General features: G+C 66.6%; 22 protein-coding genes and 1 tRNA gene. 14 read left to right on the plus strand and 9 right to left on the minus strand.

Features of this window, described 5'->3' with window-relative positions:
- Nucleotides 1–26: 26 nt before the first annotated feature.
- Nucleotides 27–1,424 carry a sensor histidine kinase gene (locus BM252_RS20555; protein ID WP_093389542.1) on the minus strand — a complete coding sequence of 466 codons (1,398 nt, stop codon included), beginning with the start codon at nucleotides 1,422–1,424 and terminating at the stop codon, nucleotides 27–29.
- Nucleotides 1,421–2,104, minus strand: a complete 684-nt coding sequence (locus BM252_RS20560) for a response regulator (protein WP_093389543.1) — start codon at nucleotides 2,102–2,104, stop codon at nucleotides 1,421–1,423. The genes BM252_RS20555 and BM252_RS20560 overlap by 4 nt, the downstream gene beginning before the upstream one ends.
- A gap of 165 nt (nucleotides 2,105–2,269) precedes the next feature.
- On the opposite strand from BM252_RS20560, the gene BM252_RS20565 reads away from it, so the two are divergent.
- Nucleotides 2,270–3,055 carry a MipA/OmpV family protein gene (locus tag BM252_RS20565; protein WP_093389544.1) on the plus strand — a complete coding sequence of 262 codons (786 nt, stop codon included), beginning with the start codon at nucleotides 2,270–2,272 and terminating at the stop codon, nucleotides 3,053–3,055.
- Between the two features lie 172 nt (nucleotides 3,056–3,227).
- Entirely contained in the window at nucleotides 3,228–4,109 is an 882-nt protein-coding gene (gene bla, locus BM252_RS20570; protein WP_093389545.1) for a subclass B3 metallo-beta-lactamase, read from the plus strand.
- A gap of 118 nt (nucleotides 4,110–4,227) precedes the next feature.
- On the opposite strand, the gene BM252_RS32025 is transcribed toward bla, so the two are convergent.
- From BM252_RS32025 to BM252_RS20600, 6 genes are all read right to left on the minus strand, one after another.
- Nucleotides 4,228–5,922 (minus strand): methyl-accepting chemotaxis protein, encoded by a 1,695-nt coding sequence (locus tag BM252_RS32025; protein ID WP_093389546.1) that lies wholly within the window; start codon nucleotides 5,920–5,922, stop codon nucleotides 4,228–4,230.
- A 249-nt stretch (nucleotides 5,923–6,171) separates the two neighbouring features.
- Complete coding sequence (locus BM252_RS20580) at nucleotides 6,172–7,308, minus strand: ABC transporter ATP-binding protein (protein ID WP_093389547.1); 1,137 nt, start codon at nucleotides 7,306–7,308, stop codon at nucleotides 6,172–6,174.
- A gap of 119 nt (nucleotides 7,309–7,427) precedes the next feature.
- Entirely contained in the window at nucleotides 7,428–8,306 is an 879-nt protein-coding gene (locus tag BM252_RS20585; RefSeq protein ID WP_093389548.1) for a carbohydrate ABC transporter permease, read from the minus strand.
- On the minus strand, nucleotides 8,296–9,249 hold the full coding sequence (locus BM252_RS20590) for a carbohydrate ABC transporter permease (RefSeq protein ID WP_093389549.1): 954 nt from the start codon (nucleotides 9,247–9,249) through the stop codon (nucleotides 8,296–8,298). Before BM252_RS20590 ends, BM252_RS20585 begins: the two co-directional genes overlap by 11 nt.
- A gap of 184 nt (nucleotides 9,250–9,433) precedes the next feature.
- Nucleotides 9,434–10,690: an ABC transporter substrate-binding protein gene (locus BM252_RS20595; RefSeq protein ID WP_093389550.1), complete on the minus strand. Its 1,257-nt coding sequence runs from the start codon at nucleotides 10,688–10,690 to the stop codon at nucleotides 9,434–9,436.
- Nucleotides 10,691–10,848: 158 nt separating this feature from the next.
- The gene (locus BM252_RS20600; RefSeq protein WP_093389551.1) at nucleotides 10,849–12,117 is read right to left on the minus strand and encodes a maltoporin; all 1,269 of its coding nucleotides are present in this window, start codon (nucleotides 12,115–12,117) and stop codon (nucleotides 10,849–10,851) included.
- A 527-nt stretch (nucleotides 12,118–12,644) separates the two neighbouring features.
- Between BM252_RS20600 and BM252_RS20605 the strand changes: the two genes are divergently transcribed.
- The 3 genes from BM252_RS20605 to BM252_RS20615 are packed head-to-tail and all read left to right on the plus strand — an operon-like array spanning nucleotide 12,645 to nucleotide 16,126.
- Nucleotides 12,645–13,892 (plus strand): ABC transporter substrate-binding protein, encoded by a 1,248-nt coding sequence (locus BM252_RS20605; RefSeq protein WP_093389552.1) that lies wholly within the window; start codon nucleotides 12,645–12,647, stop codon nucleotides 13,890–13,892.
- Between the two features lie 28 nt (nucleotides 13,893–13,920).
- A complete protein-coding gene (locus BM252_RS20610) occupies nucleotides 13,921–14,637 on the plus strand; it encodes a response regulator (protein WP_093389553.1) in 717 nt (238 codons plus the stop codon).
- Entirely contained in the window at nucleotides 14,630–16,126 is a 1,497-nt protein-coding gene (locus BM252_RS20615) for an ATP-binding protein (RefSeq protein ID WP_093389554.1), read from the plus strand. Before BM252_RS20610 ends, BM252_RS20615 begins: the two co-directional genes overlap by 8 nt.
- A 36-nt stretch (nucleotides 16,127–16,162) precedes the next feature.
- On the opposite strand, the gene BM252_RS20620 is transcribed toward BM252_RS20615, so the two are convergent.
- Nucleotides 16,163–16,768, minus strand: a complete 606-nt coding sequence (locus BM252_RS20620; RefSeq protein WP_093389555.1) for a hypothetical protein — start codon at nucleotides 16,766–16,768, stop codon at nucleotides 16,163–16,165.
- A 304-nt stretch (nucleotides 16,769–17,072) separates the two neighbouring features.
- Between BM252_RS20620 and BM252_RS20625 the strand changes: the two genes are divergently transcribed.
- From BM252_RS20625 to BM252_RS20665, 9 genes are all read left to right on the plus strand, one after another.
- Nucleotides 17,073–17,279, plus strand: coding sequence for a hypothetical protein (locus BM252_RS20625; protein WP_093389556.1), 207 nt, complete (start codon nucleotides 17,073–17,075; stop codon nucleotides 17,277–17,279).
- Nucleotides 17,280–17,429: 150 nt separating this feature from the next.
- On the plus strand, nucleotides 17,430–18,191 hold the full coding sequence (locus BM252_RS20630; protein WP_093389557.1) for a GIN domain-containing protein: 762 nt from the start codon (nucleotides 17,430–17,432) through the stop codon (nucleotides 18,189–18,191).
- A 61-nt stretch (nucleotides 18,192–18,252) separates the two neighbouring features.
- Nucleotides 18,253–18,861: a tetratricopeptide repeat protein gene (locus BM252_RS20635; protein ID WP_093389558.1), complete on the plus strand. Its 609-nt coding sequence runs from the start codon at nucleotides 18,253–18,255 to the stop codon at nucleotides 18,859–18,861.
- A gap of 191 nt (nucleotides 18,862–19,052) precedes the next feature.
- Entirely contained in the window at nucleotides 19,053–20,033 is a 981-nt protein-coding gene (locus tag BM252_RS20640; RefSeq protein ID WP_093389559.1) for an NAD(P)H-quinone oxidoreductase, read from the plus strand.
- A 154-nt stretch (nucleotides 20,034–20,187) separates the two neighbouring features.
- The gene (gene tpiA / locus BM252_RS20645; protein WP_093389560.1) at nucleotides 20,188–20,937 is read left to right on the plus strand and encodes a triose-phosphate isomerase; all 750 of its coding nucleotides are present in this window, start codon (nucleotides 20,188–20,190) and stop codon (nucleotides 20,935–20,937) included.
- Between the two features lie 28 nt (nucleotides 20,938–20,965).
- Nucleotides 20,966–21,382: a preprotein translocase subunit SecG gene (gene secG / locus BM252_RS20650; RefSeq protein WP_093389561.1), complete on the plus strand. Its 417-nt coding sequence runs from the start codon at nucleotides 20,966–20,968 to the stop codon at nucleotides 21,380–21,382.
- A gap of 374 nt (nucleotides 21,383–21,756) precedes the next feature.
- Nucleotides 21,757–21,841: transfer RNA gene (locus BM252_RS20655), tRNA-Leu, on the plus strand.
- A 180-nt stretch (nucleotides 21,842–22,021) separates the two neighbouring features.
- Nucleotides 22,022–22,381, plus strand: coding sequence for an NADH-quinone oxidoreductase subunit A (locus BM252_RS20660; protein ID WP_093389562.1), 360 nt, complete (start codon nucleotides 22,022–22,024; stop codon nucleotides 22,379–22,381).
- 3 nt (nucleotides 22,382–22,384) lie between these two features.
- Nucleotides 22,385–22,861, plus strand: coding sequence for a NuoB/complex I 20 kDa subunit family protein (locus BM252_RS20665; RefSeq protein ID WP_093389563.1), 477 nt, complete (start codon nucleotides 22,385–22,387; stop codon nucleotides 22,859–22,861).
- The last annotated feature ends 15 nt before the right edge of the window (nucleotides 22,862–22,876 follow it).

The raw sequence follows: 22,876 nt of genomic DNA on the forward strand, positions 1-22,876 counted from the left end.
CCTAGGGTCTGACCCTCGTTCCGGCCTCAGCCAACCGCCAGCGGCAGGCGCACCTCGACCAGCAGGCCGTGGCCCGGGCCTTGGCCGGCGTCGCGCAGGGCGATGCTGCCGCCGTGCTGGCGCGCCACCGCCTGGGCGATCGACAGGCCCAGGCCGCTGCCGCTCTGCGTCTGGTTGGGGTCGCGGAAGAAGCGGTCGAGCACCCGCTCGCGCAGCGCCGGCGCCACGCCCGGCCCCTGGTCGCTCACCGCCAGCACGGCCTGGCCGGCCTCGCGCCGCAGGCTCACCTGCACCAGGCCGTCCGCCGGGCTGTACTTGATGGCGTTGTCGACCAGGTTGTCGACCAGCGAGATCAGGCTTTCGCGCTGGCCGTGCAGGTACAGCTCGGTGTCGGCGTGCAGCTCCAGCTCCACCCGGCGCGCGCTGGCCAGGCCGGACAGCGCCGCCATGCGGTCCTGCAGCAGCTGGGCCAGGCCGACCGGCGCGCCGGCCTCGCCGGCGGCGCTGGCGTCGCTGCGCATCAGCATCAGCAGCTGGCTGACCAGGCGGGTGGCGCGGCCGCCGCTGCTGAGGATGCCCTTGAGCAGCTGGCGCTGGCGCTCGTCACTGGCCTGGCTGTGCAGCGCCTCGACGTTGACCTGCATCGCCGCCAGCGGCGTGCGCAGCTCGTGGGCGGCGTCGGCGATGAAGCTGCGCTCGCGCACGGCGCTGTCGTCGACCTGGCGCATCAGCGTGTTGATGTTGTCGACCATGCCGACCAGCTCGCGGTGCTTGGCCGTGTAGCTGAGCGGACGCAGGTTGTGCGGGCCGCGCGCGGCCACCTCGCGCGCCACCTGGCTCCACGGCCGCAGCGCCAGGCGGATCGACAGCCAGGTAGGCAGCAGCAGGAAGGGCAGGCTGATCAGCAGCGGCAGCAGGTAGTAGCCGTGCGAGTTGATGGTGATGAAGATGTGCACGCCGTCGGCCGGCGCCAGCATGGTCAGCACAGTGCCGCTGGCCGACTGCTTGCTGCGCGCGCGCCAGCGCTTGTCGCCGGCGTAGAAGGTCTCGACCACGTTCAGCTTGCGCGTGCCCAGCTCGCTCGGCGTGCCGTGCGAGCGGTAGATCTCGCGGCCGCGCTGCCGCACCACGATGCTGGGGCTGAGCATGGGGTCGTCGGCGGTGCCGTAGTTCTCGCGCACCGCCAGGTCCATCATGTTGATGACGTGCTGGCGCTGCTCCGGCGCGTCGGCCAGGGCGTCGGCGGCGGCCAGCACGGCGTCGAAGATGCGCTCGGTCGACAGCAGGTTCAAGTCCTTGCCGCTCTCGTTGATGACGAAGCCGGTGGCCAAGGTCCACAGCGCCGTCAGCAGCAGCATCTGTGCCACCATCAGGCGCCGCACCAGCGTCGGCGCGGCGATGTTGCGCCACCAGTGGCGCATCATCGGGCGCCGTCCGTGGCCGGGCCGTGCTGGTCGATCACGTAGCCGACGCCGCGCACGGTGCGCACATAGCCCTCGCCGATCTTGCGCCGCAGGTTGGCCATGTGGACGTCGAGGGTGTTGCTGGCGTTGGCCTGGGCGCCGGGCAGGGCCTGTTCCTCCAGGCTGCGCCGGGTGATCACGCGGTTGGCGCGCATCAGCAGTATCTTCAGCAGCAGGTATTCGCTGGCGGTCAGCTCGACCGGCTTGCCGTGCACCTGCACGCGGCGGGTCGGCGCGTGCAACTGTAGGCCGCGCAGCTCCAGCGTTTCGCCGTCGAAGCCGTAGCTGCGCCGCGCCAGCGCGCGCACCCGCGACAGCAGCTCGGCCAGCTCGAAGGGCTTGACCAGGTAGTCGTCGGCGCCGGAGTCGAGGCCGCGCAGGCGCTCCTGCAGCGCGTCGCGCGCGCTCAGGATCAGCACCGGCAGGTCGTGCTTGTCGCGCCGCAAGCGGGTCAGCAGGCTCAGGCCGTCGCCGTCGGGCAGGCCCAGGTCGAGCAGGATCAGGTCGCAGGTGTCGGCCGCCAGGTGGCGCTCGGCGTCGTCGAGCTGGCGCACCCAGACCACGTCCATGCCCTGGTCGCTGAGGGCGATGCGCACGCCGTTGCCCAGGTCCAGGTCGTCTTCTATCAGCAGTATCTTCATGGCCGGTATTTAACCACCAATTCCTGAAGAACAGCTAAAGAAGGCGGGGCGCGGCGTCTTCATGCTTTCTTCATCAAGCGATCAGATTGGCTTCATGCCACTGGGGAATACTGCGGGCAGTCGATCCTTAGCCACTCGCCTCTCAACCTGGAATGGAAAACCATCATGAATAGCAGTGTTATCAAAGCCGTCCCCGTCTTGTTGTTGTCCTTGTTGGCCAGCCGCACCGTTGCCGCCGAAGAGAACGTCTTCACCGTCGGCGGCGGCGTGGCCGTCGGATCGCGCTACTCCGGCTCGGACGAGCGCATGGTCGCGCCGGTGCTGCAGCTCGACTACGCCATGGCCAACGGCCTGTTCGCCAGCACCATGCGCGGCCTGGGCTACGGCGGCAGCGCCGGTCCGCTCAAGTACAGCGTGGCGCTGGGCGTGCGCGGCAGCCGCAGCGAAAGCGACGAGCGCGGCGTCGCCGGCAAAACCGGCAGCAAGTATCTGAAGGGCATGGGTGACATCAAGACCAGCGCCACCGCAAACTTCGGCTTGAGCTACGCCATCTTCGAGCGCGTCGAGGTGAGCGCCCGCGCCGAGTTGCCGGTTTCGCAGCGCGACAACGGCGCCAGCTTCGGCATCGGCATCACCGGCCAGCTGTACCAGACGCCGAGCGACAGCGTCAGCCTGAGCCTGGGCGCCAACTTCGCCGACAGCAAGTACGCCAAGACCTACTACGGCGTCAACGCCACCCAGTCGAAAAACTCGGGCTACCGCGAGTTCACGCCGAAGTCCGGTCTGTACGGCGTCGACGCCGGCCTCAGCTGGACCCACACCTTCCAGGCCAAGTGGTCGCTGACCGGCATGGCCGGCGTCAGCTCGCTGAACGGCGACGCCAGCAAGAGCCCGCTGACGCGCAAGAAGACCGCGCCGACCGCCGCCATCTACGTCAGCCGCAGCTTCTGAGTGTCGCTGCGCCTGGGGTGGGGGCGCCAGCGCCTGCGCCTCGGGCTGCGCTGGCGCTGAGGTTGAGACAGAATTGACACGCGTGCGCCGCTTGCGTAGGCTGTGCTGCCGCCATCCCGCCCGCAGAGGCGGGATGTTTTCTTTCCTCACTTGTTTTCTCACTCAATTTGTCATGCCGAACCCAACACGCGCACTGCTCGCCGCCGCCCTCGTTTGCTGCGCCGCCCTGTCGACCACGCCGGCCCGCGCCGCCGGCTGGGGCGACTGGAACGACGCGGTGGAGCCGTTCCCGCTGTACGGCAACAGCTACTACGTCGGCGTGGAGGGGCTGAGCGCGGCGCTGGTGACCTCGCCGGCCGGCCACATCCTGATCGACGGCGGCCTGCCCGAGTCGGCCCAGCGCATCGCCGCCAGCGTGCGCCAGCTCGGCTTCCGCATCGAGGACGTCAAGCTGATCCTGACCTCGCACGCCCACGTCGACCATGCCGGCGGCCTGGCCGAGCTGCAACGCATGAGCGGGGCGACGGTGCTGGCCAGCCCGCTGGCGGCGCTGGCGCTGCGGCGCGGCAAAGTCGAGCGCGCCGACCCGCAGGCCAGCGACAGCACGCCGTGGGCGCCGCTGGCCCGCGTGCGCACGGTGCGCGACGGCCAGACGGTCACGCTGGGCGGCAACAAGCTGACCGCCCACTTCACGCCGGGCCACACGCCGGGCGGCCTGAGCTGGAGCTGGCGCGCCTGCGACCGCCAGGGTTGCGCCAACATCGTCTATGCCGACAGCATCAACCCGATCGCCGCCGCGCCGTTCAAGTTTTCCGCCAGCAGCAGCTATCCGGCGGTGTTGCGCGACTTCGAGCGCAGCTTCAAGACCATGGAGACGCTGCCCTGCGACATCCTGGTCACTGTGCACCCCAACGCCGCCCAGCTGTGGGAGAAGATGGCGGCGCGCGAGGCGGGCAAGAATCCGCTGCTGTCGAGCGGCGCCTGCAAGGCGTATGCCGAGCTGAGCCGGACGGCTTTGCAGAAGCGTCTGGCGGAGGAGGGCGGCAGGCAGTGAGGGCGGGCCGGCTGATTCATCGGTGGGCCGCCGCAACGTAACCCGAGGGTCAGACCCTAGGGTCTGACCCTGGCTTGGCGCTCCGGGGCGGGTCTGAACTCGACGCTTGTGGTCTCGCCTAGTCGACATAGGCCAGCGGAGGGCGCGGCCGCGCCGGCTTGGCCGGCGCCTTGGCGCGCGCCAGCGGCACCCGGCGCGCCGCCGGTGACGCCATCGGTAATCCCGGCGGCAGTCCGGCCGCCAAGCCGGCGCCCGGCTGGCCGTCGCCCAGTTTGAAGATGCTGACCGCTTGGGCCAGCAGCAGGGACTGCTCCTGCATGCTCTCCGCTGCCGCTGCCGCCGCCGCCTGTTCCACCAGCGCCGCGTTCTGCTGCGTCATCTCGTCCATCTGGCCGATGGCGCGGTTGACCTCCTCGATGCCGACGCTTTGCTCGCGGCTGGCGGCGGTGATGTCCTGCATGAAGTCGGCCACCTGCCGCACCGACGTGACGATCGCCGTCATGGTCTGCCCGGCCGAGTCGACCAGCCGGCTGCCGGCGTCGATCCGCTCGACCGAGTGGCCGATCAACTCCTTGATCTCCTTGGCCGCGCTGGCGCTGCGCTGGGCCAGGTTGCGCACCTCGCCGGCGACGACAGCGAAGCCACGGCCCTGCTCGCCGGCGCGCGCCGCCTCCACCGCCGCGTTGAGCGCCAGAATATTCGTCTGGAAGGCGATGCCGTCGATGACGCCGATGATGTCGACGATCTTGTACGAGCTTTGCTTGATCGAACCCATGGTGCCGACCACCTCGGCGACGATCTGGCCGCCCTCGGCGGCCACGCTGGACGCCGTGGCGGCCAGCTGGGTGGCCTGCTGGGCGTGCTCGGCGTTCTGCTTGACGGTGCCGGTCAGCTCCTCCATCGAGCTGGCGGTCTGCTCCAGCGCGCTGGCCTGCGCCTCGGTGCGCGAGGACAGGTCGGCGTTGCCGCTGGCGATCTCGCGCGAGGCGACGGTGATGCTCTCGGTGCCGTTGCGCACCGCGCCGACGGTCTTGACGAGGCTGTCGTTCATCTCGTGCAGGGCGGCCAGCAGCTGGCCCGTTTCGTCGTTGGACGGCGAGTCGATGTTCAGCGTCAGGTCGCCGGCGGCGACGCGGCGCGCCAGCCCCAGCGCCTCGTGCAGCGGCGCGGTGATGCTGCGGCTCAGGCGCCAGGCCACCAGCAGCGCCAGCGACATGGCCAGCGCGCAGATCAGCATCATCGCGCCGTTGGCGCGCCGGCTCTCGCTGTCGAACTCGTCCAGGCTGTGCTGGATCTCGCGGTTCTGCAGGCCGGCGATGCGGTCGATGGCGGCCAGCCACTTGTCCTGCAGCGGCGCCACCTGGCCGGTCAGCACCTTGAGCGCCTGGCCGGCGTTGAAGCCGGCCACGTACTCCTCGGCCTGCTTCATGAAGGGCAGGCTGGCCTTGTCGTAGCCCTGCATCTCGGCGACGATGGCCTGCTCCTCGGGGTTCAGGCGCACCGCCTCCAGCTTGGCCAGGTTGTCGCGGTAGCGCTTCTGCTCGGCGACTATGTTGGCCATCTCCTTTTGCATCTGGTTGAGGTCGGTGGTGGCGCCGATGTTGCGCGCAGCCAGGCCCTGGCGGAACAGGTTTTGTCGCATCGCCGCCACCTGGGCCGACTTGGCGTTGCTGCGCTCGACCGAGCGGGTCAGGTTGTCGCGGGTCTGCCGCGTGGCCAGGGTGCCGACGGCGGTGATGCCGGCCATCAGCACCAGCATCAGGCCGAAGCCGAGCATCAGGCGATAGCCGATCTTGATGTTGTTGAGCTTCATTTTCTGTCTCCATAGTGCCGGACTGTCGCCGGCTTCTTGTTGTGAAATGATGTGCGGGTGTGGCGGAAGGCGCGCGGAAGCGAGGATGTGGCAACCCGCAATGCGGCTGGATCGGGGGGGGGGGGGGGGGGGGGGGGGGGGCGCTCCACTGGGGCAGCGGCGCCTATCCAGGGTCAGACCCTCAGGGTCTGACCCTCGCTCTCGGCCTGTGGCCGGGCTGGCCGAAAGCGAGCGGGGAAAAGGATTGGCTTACACGCTCAGGTCGACGCGCTGTTCCGTGGCCGGATCGAAGAACACCGCCTTCGACAGGTCGAAGGCCAGTTTGACGTCGTGGCCGGGCAGGGCGCCGGCGCGCGGGTGGGTGCGGCAGGTGGCGCGGATGCCGTTGAACCAGGCGAACACCAGGGTGTCCGGGCCGGTCGGCTCGGTCATCTCGACCACGCAGTCGACCTCGGTCGGGTGGTAGCGGCCCTCGGCCGAGGCGCGGCGGGCGCTCTCGGCGTCGGTGACGTGCTCGGGGCGGATGCCGAGGATGATGTCACGGTTCTGGTGCTGCTTGAGCACGCTGTTGTCGCCCGGCACCGGCAGCAGGGTGGTCACGCCGCCGTGCTCCAGGGCGAAGGCGGCGCCGTCGCCCTGCGGCACGAGCTTGCCGCGAAGGAAGTTCATCGACGGCGAGCCGATGAATCCGGCCACGTACAGGTTGTCCGGCTTGTCGTAGATGTCCTGCGGGCTGCCGTACTGCTGCACCACGCCGTCGCGCATCACGGCGATGCGGTCGCCCAGGGTCATCGCCTCGATCTGGTCGTGGGTGACGTAGACGATGGTGGCGCCGAGGCGCTGGTGCAGCAGCTTGATTTCGGCGCGCATCTCGACGCGCAGCTTGGCGTCCAGGTTCGACAGCGGCTCGTCGAACAGGAACAGCGAGGGGTCGCGGGCGATGGCGCGGCCCATGGCGACGCGCTGGCGCTGGCCGCCCGACAGCATGGCCGGCTTGCGGTCGAGCAGGTGGGTCATTTGCAGCGTCTCGGCGACCCGGTTGACGATCTTGTCCTGCTCGTCCTTGGGCACCTTGCGGATGCCCAGGCCGAAGGAGATGTTCTCGCGCACCGTCATGGTCGGGTACAGGGCGTAGGACTGGAACACCATGGCGATGTCGCGCGACTTGGGCGGGATGTTGTTGACGACCCGGTCGCCGATCATGATCTCGCCCTCGGAGATGGTCTCCAGGCCGGCGATCATGTTGAGCAGGGTCGACTTGCCGCAGCCCGAGCCGCCCACCAGGATGATGAACTGGCCGTCCTCGATGTCCAGGTTGATGCCCTTCAGAATTTCCGCGCCGTTCGGGTACACCTTGCGCACATTACGAATAGTTAAACTTGCCATGCTATGTCTCCTGACAGTGCCGGCCATCTGGCCGGACTGGATATGAATTTGGTATGGATCGGCCGGCGCGCGGGAGGGTCAGACCCTAGGGTCTGACCCTGGGCGGGCCGGCCTATGAATCAGCCCTTGACGGCGCCGGCGGTCAGGCCGCGCACGAAGTATTTGCCCGCCACCATGTACAACACCAGGGTCGGCAGCGCGGCGATGATCGCGGCGGCCATGTTGACGTTGTACTCGGTCACCCCGGTCGAGGTGTTGACCAGGTTGTTGAGCGCCACCGTCACCGGCTGCGCGTCCGAGCCGCCGAACACCACGCCGAACAGGAAGTCGTTCCAGATCTGGGTGAACTGCCAGATGAAGCAGACCATGAAGATGGGCAGCGACAGCGGGAAGATGATGCGGCGGTAGATGGTGAAGAAGCCGGCGCCGTCGATGCGGGCGGCGTTGACCAACTCCTCCGGCACCGAGACGTAGTAGTTGCGGAAGAACAGGGTGGTGAAGGCCACGCCGTAGATGATGTGGACCACCACCAGGCCGCTGGTGGTGTTGGCCAGCTCGGCCATGCCGAGCAGGCGCGCCATCGGCAGGATCACCACCTGGAAGGGGATGAAGCAACCGACCATCAGCGCGGTGAACACCACGTTGGAACCACGGAAGCGCCAGTGCGCCAGCACATAGCCGTTGAGCGAGCCGATCAGGCTCGACAGCAGCACCGCCGGGATCACCATCTTCACCGAGTTCCAGAAGTAGGGCTGCAGGCCCTCGCAGCGCACGCCGGTGCAGGCGGTGGCCCAGGCCTTGCCCCAGGCGGCGGTGGTCGGTTGCAGCGGGAAGTCGAGCAGGTTGCCCTCGCGGATCTGGTCGAGCGTCTTCAGCGAGGTGGTCACCATCACGTACAGCGGCGCCAGGTAGTACAGGGCCACCAGCACCAGCAGGGTGTAGATGGCGAAGCGGCCCGGCGTCAGGCGGCTGCCCTCGGCGTTGATATTAGCGTCCATTGCGGGCTCCTTTGGTTTCCATATACATCAGCGGCACGAGGACGGCCAGAACGGTGGCCAGCATCATCATCGCCGAGGCGGCGCCCAGGCCGAGCTGGCCACGGGTGAAGGAGAACTGGTACATGAAGATGGCCGGCACGTCCGACGAGTTGCCGGGGCCGCCGGCGGTCAGCGCCATCACCAGGTCGAAGCTCTTGATGGCGATGTGGGCCAGTACGAGTAACACGCTAAAAAAGACCGGACGCAGGGAGGGGATCACGATGCGGCGGTAAATCGTCGGCAGGCTGGCGCCATCGACCATGGCGGCCTTGATGATGGCGTCGTCGACGCCGCGCAAGCCGGCCAGGAACAGGGCCATGACGAAGCCGGAGGACTGCCACACGCCGGCGATGACGACGGTGTAGATCGCCATGTCGGAGTTGACCAGCCAGTCGAAGCTGAAGTTGGGGAAGCCCCAGTCGTGCACCATCTTCTCCAGCCCGAGGCCGGGGTTGAGGATCCACTTCCAGGCGGCGCCGGTGACGATGAACGACAGCGCCATCGGGTACAGGTAGATGGCGCGCAGCGCGCCCTCGTGGCGGATGCGCTGGTCGAGCAGGATCGCCATGGAAAGGCCGATCACCAGGCAGACCAGGATGAACAGGCCGCCGAAGATGCCCAGGTTGCTGGCCGAGGTCCACCAGCGGTCGATCTCGAACAGGGTGGTGTACTGGCCGAAGCCGGCGAACTCGAAGTTCGGCATCATGCGCGATTCGGTCAGCGACAGCCAGGCGGTCAGGCCGATGAAGCCGTAGACGAAGACCAGCGAGGCGATGATGGTGGGCGAGAGCACCAGGCGCGGCAGCCAGGTGTCGGCCAGGGCAGCGAGGCGGCTGCCGGAGGCCGGGGCGCGCGCCGCTGCGGAAGGCAGCGGGCGGGCCGTGGAAACGGGTGTGGCGGACATGCAGATTCTCCAGAACTAGGGCAGAAGGACAAGGCGCGCGCGAAATCGCCGACGCGCGCCCTTTCCTGCCGCGCGCCGGCCCGGGTGGGTCGGCGCGCCTTGACAGCTTTACTACTTGCTGGCGTCGCGCGTTTGCGCAATCACCAGCTTACTTGTTGACTTACTTGTTGACCTATTTGTTCGCTTACTTGGTTTTGGCGGCCTTGGCCAGCGCTTGCACGGCGGCCTGCGGCGTCATGGCCGAGTTCATGAACTTGGCGACCACGTCCTGGATCGCGCCGGCCTTGGCCGAGTCGATCGCCATGCCGTGGGCCATGCTCGGCTCCAGACCGCCGGCCTTGCTGGCGGCGGCCATGTCGTCCATCGAACGGGTGGCGCAGGCGTCGAACTTGGCGCGCGAAACGCCGGCGCGGACCGGGATCGAACCCTTGTTCAGGTTGAACACTTCCTGGAACTCGGGGCTCATGACGGCGCTGGCCAGGCTCAGCTGGGCCTTTTGCTCGTCGGCGTTCTTGACCTTGAACATGGCCAGCGAGTCGATGTTGAAGGTGAAGGCCTTCTCGGTGCCAGGTGCTGGCAGGCACAGGAAGTCCTTGCCGGCGACCTTGCCGGCGGCGGTGAACTCGCCCTTGGCCCAGTCGCCCATGAACTGCATGCCGGCCTTGCCGTTGATGACCATGGCGGTGGCCAGGTTCCAGTCGCGGCCGGCGGCGTCCTTGTCGATGTAGGTCTTGATCTTGGCCAACGTCTCGAAGGACTTGAGCATTTGCGGGCCGGTCAGCGCGGCCTGGTCCAGTTTGACCAGGGCCTTGTCGTAGAACGCGGCGCCGCCGGTGCCCAGCACGACGGACTCGAACACGGTGGTGTCCTGCCATGGCTGGCCGCCGTGGGCGACGGCGATCAGGCCGGCCTTCTTGATTTTTTCGGCGGCGACGAAGAACTCGTCCATATTGGTCGGCGCCTTGGCGCCGGCCTTGGCCAGCACCTCGGGGTTGACCCACAGCCAGTTGACGCGGTGCACGTTGACCGGCACGGCGACGTAGTGGCCCTTGTACTTCATCACGTTCGATACCACGGACGGCAGCAGGCTGTCCCACTTGCCTTCGGTGGCGGCGGCGTCGATGTTGGCCAGCACGCCTTCCTGACCCCATTCCTGGATCGATGGGCCCTTGATCTGCGCGGCGGTCGGCGCGCTGCCGGCGATGACGCGGGCTTTCAGCGCGGTGGTGGCGTTCTCGCCAGCGCCGCCGGCGACGGCGAAGTCCTTCCACGCCACGCCCTTGGCTTCCATCATTTTCTTCAGCTCGGCGATCGACTTGGCTTCGCCGCCCGAGGTCCAGTAGTGCAGCACTTCAACTTGGGCTGCGGCGTGCACGGCCGGGGTGGCGGCGACAACGGTGGCGAGCGCCAAGGCGGCTTGGACGAAAGGTTTCAATTTCATGGTATCGGTCTTCCTAGATTGGATGATTGTAGCGCCGTGGTACGGCGCTGCTATGTCCCCTTGCGCGTGGCACAAGGGGATGCTGCGAACCCGGCAGCCGCCCCGCGCGGATACGGCGGGGCGGGCGGCGGGACTAGCTATTGGGTCTTAGCCGCGGATTACCACCAGGCTTCCAGTTGGATGCCGGCCGAGGCGCCGCTGGTGTTGCTGCCGTACACAGGACCCTGGTTGTTGAACGCGTTCACAGCCTTGGTGGCGGCGTCGTTCCATTTGCCGTAGCTGACGAACAGGCGCAGCTCGGGACGCGACCAGTAGTCCTCGCCGACGGTGATGGTCGGGGCGATGGTCAGCTTGGTCAGGCGCATGGTGTCCGGGCTGGTGTCCTTTTTCAGACGGGTCACGCCCAGTTCGGCCTGCAGCTTGAAGTTCTGCGCGAAGGCGTACACCGGGCGGGCGCCGACGGTGGTCCAGGTCTGGGCGCCGTCCCGGTCGTTCTTGTCGCGCTGGTACAGGCCGACGAACTCCATGCTGAACTGGCGGGTAGGCTGGATCACCAGGTCGTCGAACACGCGCACGCGGGTGTAGTCGGAGCCGAGCAGGGTGCTGCCCGAAGGGCCGATACGCGCGCAGCAAGGACCGTTGATGCCGGTGCCGGGGCCGACGCCGTATTGCACGCCGACGGTGTTGGAGCCGCCGAACACCTTGGCCTGGCGGTGGAACAGCGAGACCTGCCAGCCGTTGTGGGTCTTGTCGCCGTCGTCCTTGCTGCTGGCGGTGATGATCGACAAGGCGCCGTCCAGGGTGCCGTTCTCGTTGACCGGCAGGCCTTCGTAGACCAGGTTCTGGCGCACCGCCGAAGCGGAGGTGATCTTGCCGGTGACGGTGTTGACGTTGTTCAGGTCGTTATCCTTGAAGATAGCGTAGCTGAACTTGCCGGCGCCCAGCGGCAGGCCGTCGACACCGGCGCCGGTGCCGTTCATGTTGATGTACTGCAGATCGAGCATGTGGATGTCGGGACGGTAGTAGTGGCGCTTACCGGCCCAGACGATGCCGCCGTTCATGAACGGCAGGTTTTTCGCTTCGACGTAGGCCTTGGCGATGCTGGTCTTGGCGTCGCCGAAGTCCGAGCTGTTCTTGTAGGCGTCGACCCAGACGGTGCCGACGAAGCTGGCGCCGTTGGCCGACTTGGCGAACTCCTTGGTGTAGCCGAATTCGGTGAAGCTGTCGCACTCGTTGCCCAAACGGTAGGACATCGTGATGCCGCCCAGGCCGAAGCAGCTTTGCGGGCCTTTTTCCGAGCTGGAACCGGCGCCGGCGCGGACATAGCCGTGGAAGCCTTCGGTTTCGTGGTCGCCGGCGTAGGCGGCGCCGCAAGCGAGCGCCAGAGCCAGTGCGGCGGGCAGGGTTTTGAGGACGGTACGATTCATTACGATTGTCTCCTTCTGGTTTTAAGAGTGCGGCCCCGGACACGACGCTAAAGATCCCGTGTAGTCTCAAGTCCTTGCCGACGTGCTAGCCACACTTGCTGGTGGTGTTTCTTGTAGTAATTTGCTACGGCCAGCAGACAGTAACATTGCACCAAATGTGATACCAGTGAGGGCCGGCAAAGTGTGGCTAAAAGCATTAAGTGCTTGATTTTGTTGTGAAATGACACTTTCAACACGAGCGGACCGCTTACATAACTTTACAATCCACCGGCCGCGTTTTTCCCCGTCCCCACTCTGTGGCGGGGCCGGTCGCCGAGTCGCTTGCGAGCTACTAGCCTGCAACATTTCGCAACAAAAGCACACGCTTCCTTGCAAAATGGTTTACATGCTTACCAACGTTCCGCGAATGACATAATGTATAGTCTCGGCGGTATGGCGCGGCCGCGTGTGGCAGCAACAGCGGGCGCCGACATCGACAACAACAACAGGCCAGCCCAACGAGGCGGCCGTCGTAGGAGTGAGGAGACATGGGATATTTCCTGCGCCGCTTGCTGGCGCTGGCTTGCCTGGCCGCGTGCGGCGCCGGCCAAGCCGAGGGGCTGCAAGTGCTGCACTGGTGGAAGTCGGCCAGCGAGCGCAAGGCGGTCGACCTGATCGCCGCCAAGCTCAACGAGGAGAACATCGGCTGGCGCGACAGCATGATCCCCAACGGGTCGGGCGTCGGTGCCGGCATCGTGCTGCGCAGCCGCATGCTGGCCAAGGACGCCCCCGAGGTGGCCCAGGTCAACGGCATCGTCATCCGCGACTGGGCCCGGCTCGACCTGCTGCTCGACCTCGACGTGGTGGCCGCCGCCGGCAAGTGGGACAAGCTGCTGCTGCCCACCGTGGCGGCGGCGATCCAATCCGACGGCCATGTCTACGCCGCGCCGCTCGGCGTGCACCGCATCAACACCCTGTTCTACAACCGCAAGCTGTTCACCCAGTACAAGCTGGCGCCGCCGTCCACCTGGGCCGAGTTCGAGCACGCCGCCGGCGTGCTGCAACAGGCCGGCGTGGTGCCGCTGGCGCAGAGCAGCGAGCCGTGGCAGGTGGCCACCCTGTTCGAGACGCTGGTGCTGGCCGAGGGCGCCGACTTCTACCGCGCCCTGTTCCAGCGGCGCGACGCCGGCGCCTACCAGGACGCCCGCCTGACGGCCGCGCTGGGCCGCCTGCGCTACCTGAAGAAATGGATGAACCAGCCGGTGCCCGAGCGCACCTGGGACGACACCACGCGCCAGCTGGCCGACGGCGAGGCCGGCATGCTGGTGATGGGCGACTGGGCCAAGGGCGAGCTCAACGCGCGCGGCCTGGCCACCGACGAGGGCTTCGGCTGCGCCTACGTGCCCGGCACCGCCGCCTACCACCTGTACAACATCGACACGCTGAGCATGCTGGCCACGCGCGAGTCGCACCGCTCGGCGCAGGAGCGGCTGGCCGCCATCATCATGGCGCCGGCGATCCAGAACGACTACAACCAGATCAAGGGCTCGATCCCGGTGCTGCGCAACCCGCAACTGGCGAAAATGGACAGCTGCGCGCGCGCTTCGTTTAAACTGTTCTCCAGCGGGCCCCAGGCGCAGATCCCCAGCCTGGTGCACCGCATGGCCACCGACGAGCTGGTGCGCGACGCCATGGTGGCCGAGGTGCACCGGTTCTTCCTCGACGACAACGTCAAGGTGGCCGACACCCAGCGCCGCCTGGGCACCATCGCGCGCACCTTCAGCAAGACCCAATAGGCAAGACCCCACAGAACAGAACGGAACCATGCGTAAAATCCTGATCGTTGACGACGACCAAAAGACCCGGACCCTGCTCAAGACCTATCTGGAGAAAAACCAGTACGACGTCGGCCTGGCGCACAACGGCGAGGCCTTCCTGGCCGAGTTCAACCGCTACGCCGACGAGTTGTCGCTGGTGATCCTCGACGTCATGCTGCCCGACACCGACGGCTTCGCCCTCTGCAAGACGGTGCGGCGCCGTTCCAACGTGCCCATCATCATGCTCACCGCCAGCTCCGACGAGACCGACCGCATCGTCGGCCTCGAGCTGGGCGCCGACGACTACATCTCCAAGCCCTACAGCCCGCGCGAGCTGCTGGCGCGCATCAAGGCGATCCACCGCCGCACCGGCATGGACAACGTCGCCGTCGCCGCGCCGCGCTTCTACCGCTTCGTCGGCTTCACGCTCGACACGGTCGAGCGCACCGTCACCGGGCCGACCGGCGAGCTGGTGCCGCTCACCGGGCTCGACTTCCAGCTGCTGCGCTACTTCGTCGAGCACGCCGGCGACATCCTCGACCGCAGCGTGCTGTGCGAGGAAACCCGCGGCCGCGACGCCGGCCCGATGGACCGCTTCCTCGACGTGCAGATCTCGCGCCTGCGCCTGCGCCTGAACGACGCCGGCAAGAAGCCGCTGCTGATCAAGACCGTGCGCGGCGCCGGCTACGTGTTCTCGGCCGACGTCAGCGTCAGCAATGTCTAGCCTGCGGCCGGGGCGCTGGCTGGCGCGGGTGCTGCCGTCCTCGCTGCTGGGGCGGCTGTCGGTGGTGATGGTGGCCGGCGTCATGCTGACCCAGCTGGCCGGCAACTTCATCTGGGCCACCCAGCGCCGCGCCGAGGCCGAGGTCGAGGCCAGCACCGCCTCGCAGCACCTGGCCCACAGCGCCGCCAGCGCGGTGCGCTTCTTCCTCAGCCTGCCGCCCAACTACCGGCCGCTGATCATCCAGCAGTTCCGCGAGATGGGCGGCACCCGCTTCCTGGTCAACATCAACCGCGCCCCGGTCGACGTGGTGCCGATCGGCCGGCAGGCGCTGGCCGACATCGCCCTCAAGCAGGTGCGCGCCACCTTGAAGGAGGACCTGCCCAACGTGTCGAACGTGCGCATCGCCTTCGCCTGGCCGGACAAGCTGGCCGTCGGCGACGACGGCGCCACCATCAACGACCTGCCCGACAGCTGGGTGCAGCACATCGTGCTGACCAAGCCGACCGCCGCGCCCATCCTGCTGATCCAGGCCGAGATGGACCCCGGCCACTGGCTCTACCTGGCCACGCTGATGCCCAACCCCTACTTCCTCGACAGCGGCAACCCGCTGACGCGCGACCGCCTGCTGCTGCAGGCGCTGTCGCTGGCGGCCGTGCTGGTGCTGTCGATCCTGGTGGTGCGCTGGACCACGCGGCCGCTGGCGGCGCTGTCCGAGGCGGCCACCGCCTTCGGCAACGGCGAGCACATGCCGGCCCTGCCGGAAACCGGCAGCCGCGAGTTCGTCAAGACGGCGCGCGCCTTCGGCGCCATGCGCGAACGCATCCAGCGCTACATCGAGGACCGCGAGCGCCTGTTCGTCTCCATCTCGCACGACCTGCGCACGCCGATCATGCGCCTCAAGCTGCGCGCCGAGCTGCTCGACGACGACCAGCTGCGCAACGAGTTCCACGAGGATCTGGACGAGCTCGACATGATGGTCAAGGGCGCCCTGCAGACGGTGAAGGACAGCGACATCCACGAGAACCCGACCGAGATCCGCCTCGACGCCTTGCTCGGCCGCATGGTGCGCGACGCCCAGCTGGCCGGCCACGAGGTGTCCTTCGCCGACTCCGGCCTGAGCGTGGCGGCCAAGCCGCTGGCGCTCAAGCGCGCCATCGGCAACCTGCTCAACAACGCGCTGCACTACGGCAAGCAGGTGGAGATCGCCGTGCGTCCGCAGGGCAGCAACATCGAGATCGAAATCCGCGACCACGGCCCGGGCGTGCCGGAGAGCGCGTTCAAGAATTTGTTCGAGCCGTATGTGCGGCTCGAACACGGCCGCCGGCAGAACAGCAGCGGCATGGGGCTGGGGCTGGGCATCGCGCGCGGCATCGTCCAGGCCCACGGCGGCGAGCTGCTGCTCGACAACCACCCGGACGGCGGCTTCCGCGCCATCATCGTGCTGCCCGGCGCCGCCTTCACGCCGCTGGCGGCGGGCGCCTCGGCCTAGTCGGGGCGGAAGAACCGCTGGCCGCCAGCTTTCCGGTTACTTTTTGCTGAAGCGCTGCTCGAAGGTGTAGCCGCTGCCGCTGGAGATCAGCGTGTACATGTCGGTGGCGTACAGGCCGCCGGGGCCGCTGCCGCCGACCTGGCTGCCCTGGGTGTTGGCGCAGGCCCGCTCGCCGTTGCTATACGACACGCACTGCAACTGCACGCCGTTTTGCGTCACCGTGCTGACGGCGCTGCCGCTCAGCGTGGTGGTGGAGGTCGGCACCACCACGTTGACCTGGTCGACCTTGATGGTCTTGGCGGCCACGCCGGGACCGAGGGCGACGCTGCTGTCGACACTGCTCACGTAGGTCATCGCGATGTCGGCGCTGGAGCGTTCCGTGGCGATGATGGCGCCGCTGCAATCGGCCTTGTCGTAGTAGTCGGTGCGCGCCGTCAGACTCAGCGCGCTGTTGCCGACCGCCTTGATGAGGACGCCGTCGCGCTGGTGGTCGGCGCACTCGCCGGCCCATTCGCCCACATAGGCCGCCAGCGGCAGCGCCACCGGCGGTGGCAGCGGCGCCGCCGTCGTGCCGCCGCCCCCGCCGCCGCAGCCGCTGAGTAGGGTTGTCGTGGTGCAGATCAGCGCGAGCGTTTTTTTCATGTGCGGTAATTTCCTCTGGTGGTGGATGCCCCGGACGGGCCGGGCGATGGGATGGCAACGGGCTGTCGATTATATAAACATATCGTCCCGCCCAATCTATTCAATTGTTGCGATGGGCCGCCGCCGCGCGCCTCTGGCGCCGTATTTTGTCGTCTGGGCCGCAAATTGTGCAGTTCGTCGCAATCCGCCCCGGCCCGGCCGCCGCCCTGGCTATAGTGATCACATACACCAACACATCAAGCAACACATCAACGCGGCAGCCGCCCACCAGCAGGCACGCCGTCAACGCCAAGGGGAGAAAAAAATGAACATCGCTAAAAACATGGAATCGGTCTTCGTCGCCGTCGCCGTCGTTCTGGGCCTGGCCAGCTACACCACCACCGACGTTCCGGTGCGCGCCGCCATGCCGGCGGCCCAGTTCGTCGGCGCGGGCGCCACTGCGCCCGCCAAGATGCAAGTGGTGTCGGCACCGCGCCTGGCCGTCGTGCGGCAAGCCAAGTCGCTCGGCTAAGCCGACCGACCGCTGGCGCGCGGCACGGCGCGGGACGAAACCTTGTCCCGCGCCGCGCTGTGCTGCACCATTCGCTGTTTGCAGAGCCCGGCGCACGCGCCGGGCTTTCTTGCCGCTGGCTAAAAAGAACGACGTCCGAAGGAACCCGACATGAACAAACTTCTCCCATTTGGCTTGCTGTTCGCCGCCCTGTGTACGCTGCTGGGCCGCGCCCAGGCCGACGACACGGTCACCGAAACCCGCCCCATTGACGCCCGCGTGACGCGGATTAAACTGGATGGCATGGTCGATTTGAAACTGCGCCAGGGCGCCGTGCCGACGCTGACCATCACCGCCGAGCGGCGCTACATGGGCAAGCTGGCCACCTCGCAGGCCGGCGACACGCTGCACCTGGAGTCGGAGATGCGTGGCTTCAAGTTCAACAACACGGCCGTGCGCGCCGTGCTGGTGTTGCCGGCGCTGCGCGAGGTGGTCTCCGAGGGCGTCGGCATGACCGATATCGCCGGCTTCAGCGGCGACGAGTTGGAGTTGACGATGGACGGCGCCGGCAGCATGAAGGTGGCGGTCGACTACAAGAACCTGAAGGCCAGCCTGGGCGGTGTGGGCAGCATGAATTTGTGGGTCAGCGAGAACGACAGCGTGGAACTCGACCTGCACGGCGCCGGTCATATCACGCTCGGCGGGCGCAGTCGCTTGTTGAAGGCCAGCCTGGGCGGTCTGGGCGGCTTGAACGCGCACCAGTTCCAGGTCGACTCGGTGAGCCTCGACCTGAGTGGCCTGGGCAATGCGATCGTCAACGCCAAGACCAACGCGACCTTGAGCCTGTCCGGGCTCGGTTCCGTCACCGTCTACGGCAGGCCGCTCAACCGCAGCGTCAGCATCGACGGCCTCGGCAAAGTAAGTTGGAAGTAAAAATGGCGTCCCGCAGTCGGGATGAAAACGCAGTCATACCAATACCCATTTCTTACGCGACATGAAAAAACTCATATTAGCGATCAGTCTCGCCCTGGGCGCCGCGCCCGCCGCGATGGCCGGCTTCGCCGAAGGCGCGACCGCCTACAACAACAAGAACTACAGCGCGGCCTATCGCGAGATCGCGCCGCTGGCCAAGGCCGGCAACGCCGACGCGGAACACCTGCTGGGCCTGATGTACTACATGGGCCGAGGCGTGGCGCAGGACTACAAGCAGGCGCTGGCCTGGCACCGCAAGGCCGCGCTGAAGGGCAAGGCCGACGCGCAGTACGTCGTCGGCGCCATGTACTACACCGGCAACGCGGTGATCCAGGACCACAAGCAGGCCGTGGTGTGGTTCCGCAAGGCCGCCGAGCAGGGGCATGCGGACGCCCAGCAGGTGCTGGGGCTGATGTACCGCTACCACATCGGCGGCATGCCGCAGGACAACGTGATCGCCTACATGCTGTGGAATTTGGCGGCGGCCAACGGCTCGTCCAACGCCGCCGAGCAGCGCGCCATGCTGATCAAAAGCATGACGCAGGAGCAGATCGAGGAGGGCCAGTCGCTGTCCGCCGCGTGGAAGCCGGGCGTGCCGCTGCCGGGCAAGTCGCGCAGCGGGGGAGGGTAGGGGGGACTACCGCGCCTTGTCAGGCCGCCACCCCGAGGCCACCCCGAGGCCACACCGGGGGCAGACCCCGCATGGGGTCTGACCCCTATCACGCGGCCGCCGCGTGTCCGCGCGGCAGGCTGTTGCGGGGTGCTGCAGCCGCCGCCCAGCTATCGTACAATCGCCCTTCGTTCAACTGACAAGGGCAAGCCATGCGCGCCATCGAAATCACCCAGCCCGGCCCGGCCGACGTACTCAAACTGTGCGAGCGTCCCATGCCGGTGGTCAAGGTCGGCGAGCTGCTGATCAAGGTGCACGCTGCCGGCATCAACCGTCCCGACGTGTTCCAGCGCCAGGGCAGCTACGCGCCGCCGCCGGGCGCCTCCGATCTGCCCGGCCTGGAGGTGGCCGGCGAGATCGTCGACGGCGACCTGGCCGGCTCCCCCTTCAAAAAAGGCGACCTGGTCTGCGCCCTGGTGCAGGGCGGCGGCTATGCCGAATACTGCGTGGCGCCGGTGCCGCAATGCCTGCCGGTGCCCAAGGGCTGGTCGGTGCTGGAGGCGGCCTCGCTGCCGGAAAACTATTTCACCGTCTGGAGCAATGTGTTCGACCGCGCCCACCTGAGCGCCGGCGAAACCCTGCTGGTGCAGGGCGGCACCTCGGGCATCGGCGTGACGGCGATCCAGCTGGCCGCCGCCATGGGCCACCGCGTCTTCGCCACCGCCGGCAGCGACGACAAGGCGCGCGCCTGCGAGGCGCTGGGCGCCGAACGCGGCATCAACTACAAGACCGAAGACTTCGCCGCCGTCGCCAAGGCGCTGACCAGCGAGCGCGGCGTCGACGTCATCCTCGACATGGTGGGCGGCGACTATCTGCCGCGCGAAATCTCCTGCCTGGCCGACGACGGCCGCATCGGCCTCATCGCGCTGCTGGGCGGCGCCAAGTCCACCATCGACCTGGGCCAGGTGCTGCGCCGCCGCCTGAGCATCTCCGGCTCGACCCTGCGACCGCGTCCGGTGGCCTTCAAGGCCGCCATCGCCGCCCAGCTGCGCCAGCGCGTCTGGCCGATGCTCGAGGCCGGCCGCATCAAGCCGGTGATCTACCGCACCTTCCCGCTGGAGCAGGCGGCCCAGGCGCACGCGCTGATGGAGGCCAGCACCCACGTCGGCAAGATCATGCTGCAGGTGATTTGACGGCGTGGCCTGAAGGAAAATTCGATACGATTTCCGCGAAAACTTGTGGGAAATGTATCGAATTGCGGCGTTTGCGCCGCAATCGGCGCGGCCTTTGTTTGACCGGCCTTCCAGCCTCGCGTTAAAATAGCGGGTTATTGAATTTTAGGCTACTATGCGACGCAAACTCGTCATCGGCAATTGGAAAATGAACGGCAACCGCGCCGCCAACTCGGCTTTATTGTCGGGTATCGCCGCAGGTTTGACCTCGACCGGCGCCGATTGCGCCGTTTGTGCGCCGGCACCCTACCTGGCCCAGTGCCAGGCGGAGCTGGCCGGCACGGCCGTCGCTTGGGGCGCGCAGGACCTGTCGGCCCACGCCGGCGGCGCCTACACCGGCGAGGTGGCGGCCGGCATGCTGGTCGATTTCGGCTGCCGCTATGTGATCGTCGGCCACTCCGAGCGCCGCGCCTACCACCGCGAAAGCAGTGAGTTGGTGGCGCAGAAGACCGTGGCCGCGCTGGCCGCCGGCCTGACGCCGGTGGTCTGCATCGGCGAAACGCTGGAGGAGCGCGAAGCAGGGCGCACCAACGCTGTTGTTGGCGAACAACTCGGCGCCGTGCTGGCGGCTATTCCCGCCGCCGACGTGGCGCGCCTGGTGCTGGCCTACGAGCCGGTCTGGGCGATCGGCACCGGCAAGACGGCCACGCCGCAAATGGCGCAGGACGTGCACCAGGTGCTGCGCGCCCAGTTGGCCGGCGTCAATCCGCTGGCGGCGGCCGGTGTGCAGATCCTGTACGGCGGCAGCATGAAGCCGGACAATGCGAAAGAATTGATGGCGCAAGCCGATATCGATGGCGGCTTGATCGGTGGGGCGGCGCTGAAAGCGGCGGATTTCCTCGCGATCATCTCCGCTGCCGCGTAAAACTAATTTAAACTGAGAATGGAATAACATGAGTACCTGGTTCAATCTGGTCATCGTAGTACAAGTCTTGTCGGCCCTGGCCATCATCGGCCTGGTGCTGCTGCAACACGGTAAGGGTGCCGACATGGGTGCCGCCTTCGGTTCCGGCGCCTCCGGCAGCCTGTTCGGCGCCACCGGCTCGTCGAACTTCATGTCGAAGTCGACCGGCATCGCCGCCGCGATCTTCTTCATCGCGACGCTGGCGCTGTCCTACCTGTCGACCCAGCACAACACCGGTGTTTCCGGCGGCGTGATGGACAAGGTCAGCGCTCCTGTGCCGGCCACCGGCGCCGGCGCCATCCCGACCAGCGCGACGCCTGCTGCGGCGCCTGCCGCCGCCCCGGCGGCCGCTCCTGCCGCCGCCGCGCCGACCGCGAGTGGCGCCGCCGCATCGATTCCGAAATAATTCGGCTGTTGCGGCTAGTAAAGTAGTACCGACTCTTTAGAAATGTAATAAAATAACGGCTGGCCGAATTAACCCGGTCAGCCAGTAAGAAATGCAGCGAATGAAGCACGCTTCCAGCAGTCCGTGGCAGCGTTGTCGGTACCGCCCCAACAGATCGGCGCGACGCCCGCACAAGGCGTTTGACGCGGCCGCAGTGGTGGTGTCGCAGGGTGGCGCCGCCGTGTAGTTGAAGTGAAATGCCCATGGTTTTGGCGCCTCAGCCTGCGAAAACAAATGGGCATAACAAGAATCAAAGATTTATCGCTTTTCTTCTTGTTTTAACGCAATATGGCATTAACAAATGCGGAGAAACACAGTAGAATAGCGGCCTTACCGCCGACGTGGTGAAATTGGTAGACACGCTATCTTGAGGGGGTAGTGGCGCAAGCTGTACGAGTTCGAGTCTCGTCGTCGGCACCAGAAATCAGAAGCCAGCATTGGCGCATGAGCCATGGCTCATATGCCAAGCTGGCTTTTTCACGAGGATAATAGTCGTTTGATCCTGGTCTAAGCTTTCATTGATTGGGGTCAAGCGTTAAGTACGCCGCAGAACACCGTGGCGCGACCTTTAACCGACCGTTCAACTTAAGCTCATCAACCGTGAACCTCGAAAATTACTTCCCCGTCCTGTTGTTCCTCCTCGTCGGTATCGGCGTCGGTGTCCTTCCCCAAGTACTGGGCCATCTGCTTGGACCTAACAAGCCAGATGCCGCCAAACTCTCCCCCTATGAATGTGGCTTCGAAGCTTTCGAAGACGCGCGCATGAAGTTCGACGTCCGCTACTATCTGGTCGCGATCCTCTTTATTTTGTTCGATCTGGAAACGGCATTCTTCTTCCCGTGGGGCGTCGCCATGCGCGACCTGGGCTGGGCCGGCTTCGTGACGATGATGGTGTTTATCGCCGAATTCGTGGTCGGTTTTTGGTATATCTGGAAGAAAGGTGCCCTTGATTGGGAATAAGCCATGTCTATTGAAGGCGTATTAAACGAAGGTTTCATCACCACCTCGGCCGACAAGCTGATCAACTGGGCGCGCACCGGGTCGATGTTCCCGATGACGTTCGGTCTGGCCTGCTGTGCGGTCGAAATGATGCATGTGGGCGCTGCCCGCTATGATATGGACCGTTTTGGCGTGGTGTTCCGCCCGTCGCCGCGTCAGTCCGACGTGATGATCGTGGCCGGCACGCTGTGCAACAAAATGGCCCCCGCGCTGCGCAAGGTCTACGACCAGATGCCGGAACCACGTTGGGTCATCTCCATGGGTTCCTGCGCCAACGGCGGCGGCTACTACCACTACTCCTATTCCGTGGTGCGCGGTTGCGACCGCATCGTGCCGGTCGACGTCTATGTGCCGGGCTGCCCGCCGACGGCTGAGGCGCTGCTGTACGGCATCATGCAGTTGCAGAACAAGATCAAGCGTACGAATACGATCGCCCGCTAACCGGATCGCTTCAGA

The sequence above is a fragment of the Rugamonas rubra genome (assembly GCF_900114705.1).
Lineage (GTDB): Bacteria > Pseudomonadota > Gammaproteobacteria > Burkholderiales > Burkholderiaceae_D > Rugamonas > Rugamonas rubra.

Excerpts from the sequence above, each read along its gene's own strand:
- BM252_RS20555 (WP_093389542.1), bottom strand. The coding sequence starts at position 1,424 with ATGATGCGCCACTGGTGGCGCAACATCGCCGCGCCGACGCTGGTGCGG.
- BM252_RS20560 (WP_093389543.1), bottom strand. The coding sequence starts at position 2,104 with ATGAAGATACTGCTGATAGAAGACGACCTGGACCTGGGCAACGGCGTG.
- BM252_RS20565 (WP_093389544.1), top strand. The coding sequence starts at position 2,270 with ATGAATAGCAGTGTTATCAAAGCCGTCCCCGTCTTGTTGTTGTCCTTG.
- bla (WP_093389545.1), top strand. The coding sequence starts at position 3,228 with ATGCCGAACCCAACACGCGCACTGCTCGCCGCCGCCCTCGTTTGCTGC.
- BM252_RS32025 (WP_093389546.1), bottom strand. The coding sequence starts at position 5,922 with ATGAAGCTCAACAACATCAAGATCGGCTATCGCCTGATGCTCGGCTTC.
- BM252_RS20580 (WP_093389547.1), bottom strand. The coding sequence starts at position 7,308 with ATGGCAAGTTTAACTATTCGTAATGTGCGCAAGGTGTACCCGAACGGC.
- BM252_RS20585 (WP_093389548.1), bottom strand. The coding sequence starts at position 8,306 with ATGGACGCTAATATCAACGCCGAGGGCAGCCGCCTGACGCCGGGCCGC.
- BM252_RS20590 (WP_093389549.1), bottom strand. The coding sequence starts at position 9,249 with ATGTCCGCCACACCCGTTTCCACGGCCCGCCCGCTGCCTTCCGCAGCG.
- BM252_RS20595 (WP_093389550.1), bottom strand. The coding sequence starts at position 10,690 with ATGAAATTGAAACCTTTCGTCCAAGCCGCCTTGGCGCTCGCCACCGTT.
- BM252_RS20600 (WP_093389551.1), bottom strand. The coding sequence starts at position 12,117 with ATGAATCGTACCGTCCTCAAAACCCTGCCCGCCGCACTGGCTCTGGCG.
- BM252_RS20605 (WP_093389552.1), top strand. The coding sequence starts at position 12,645 with ATGGGATATTTCCTGCGCCGCTTGCTGGCGCTGGCTTGCCTGGCCGCG.
- BM252_RS20610 (WP_093389553.1), top strand. The coding sequence starts at position 13,921 with ATGCGTAAAATCCTGATCGTTGACGACGACCAAAAGACCCGGACCCTG.
- BM252_RS20615 (WP_093389554.1), top strand. The coding sequence starts at position 14,630 with ATGTCTAGCCTGCGGCCGGGGCGCTGGCTGGCGCGGGTGCTGCCGTCC.
- BM252_RS20620 (WP_093389555.1), bottom strand. The coding sequence starts at position 16,768 with ATGAAAAAAACGCTCGCGCTGATCTGCACCACGACAACCCTACTCAGC.
- BM252_RS20625 (WP_093389556.1), top strand. The coding sequence starts at position 17,073 with ATGAACATCGCTAAAAACATGGAATCGGTCTTCGTCGCCGTCGCCGTC.
- BM252_RS20630 (WP_093389557.1), top strand. The coding sequence starts at position 17,430 with ATGAACAAACTTCTCCCATTTGGCTTGCTGTTCGCCGCCCTGTGTACG.
- BM252_RS20635 (WP_093389558.1), top strand. The coding sequence starts at position 18,253 with ATGAAAAAACTCATATTAGCGATCAGTCTCGCCCTGGGCGCCGCGCCC.
- BM252_RS20640 (WP_093389559.1), top strand. The coding sequence starts at position 19,053 with ATGCGCGCCATCGAAATCACCCAGCCCGGCCCGGCCGACGTACTCAAA.
- tpiA (WP_093389560.1), top strand. The coding sequence starts at position 20,188 with ATGCGACGCAAACTCGTCATCGGCAATTGGAAAATGAACGGCAACCGC.
- secG (WP_093389561.1), top strand. The coding sequence starts at position 20,966 with ATGAGTACCTGGTTCAATCTGGTCATCGTAGTACAAGTCTTGTCGGCC.
- BM252_RS20665 (WP_093389563.1), top strand. The coding sequence starts at position 22,385 with ATGTCTATTGAAGGCGTATTAAACGAAGGTTTCATCACCACCTCGGCC.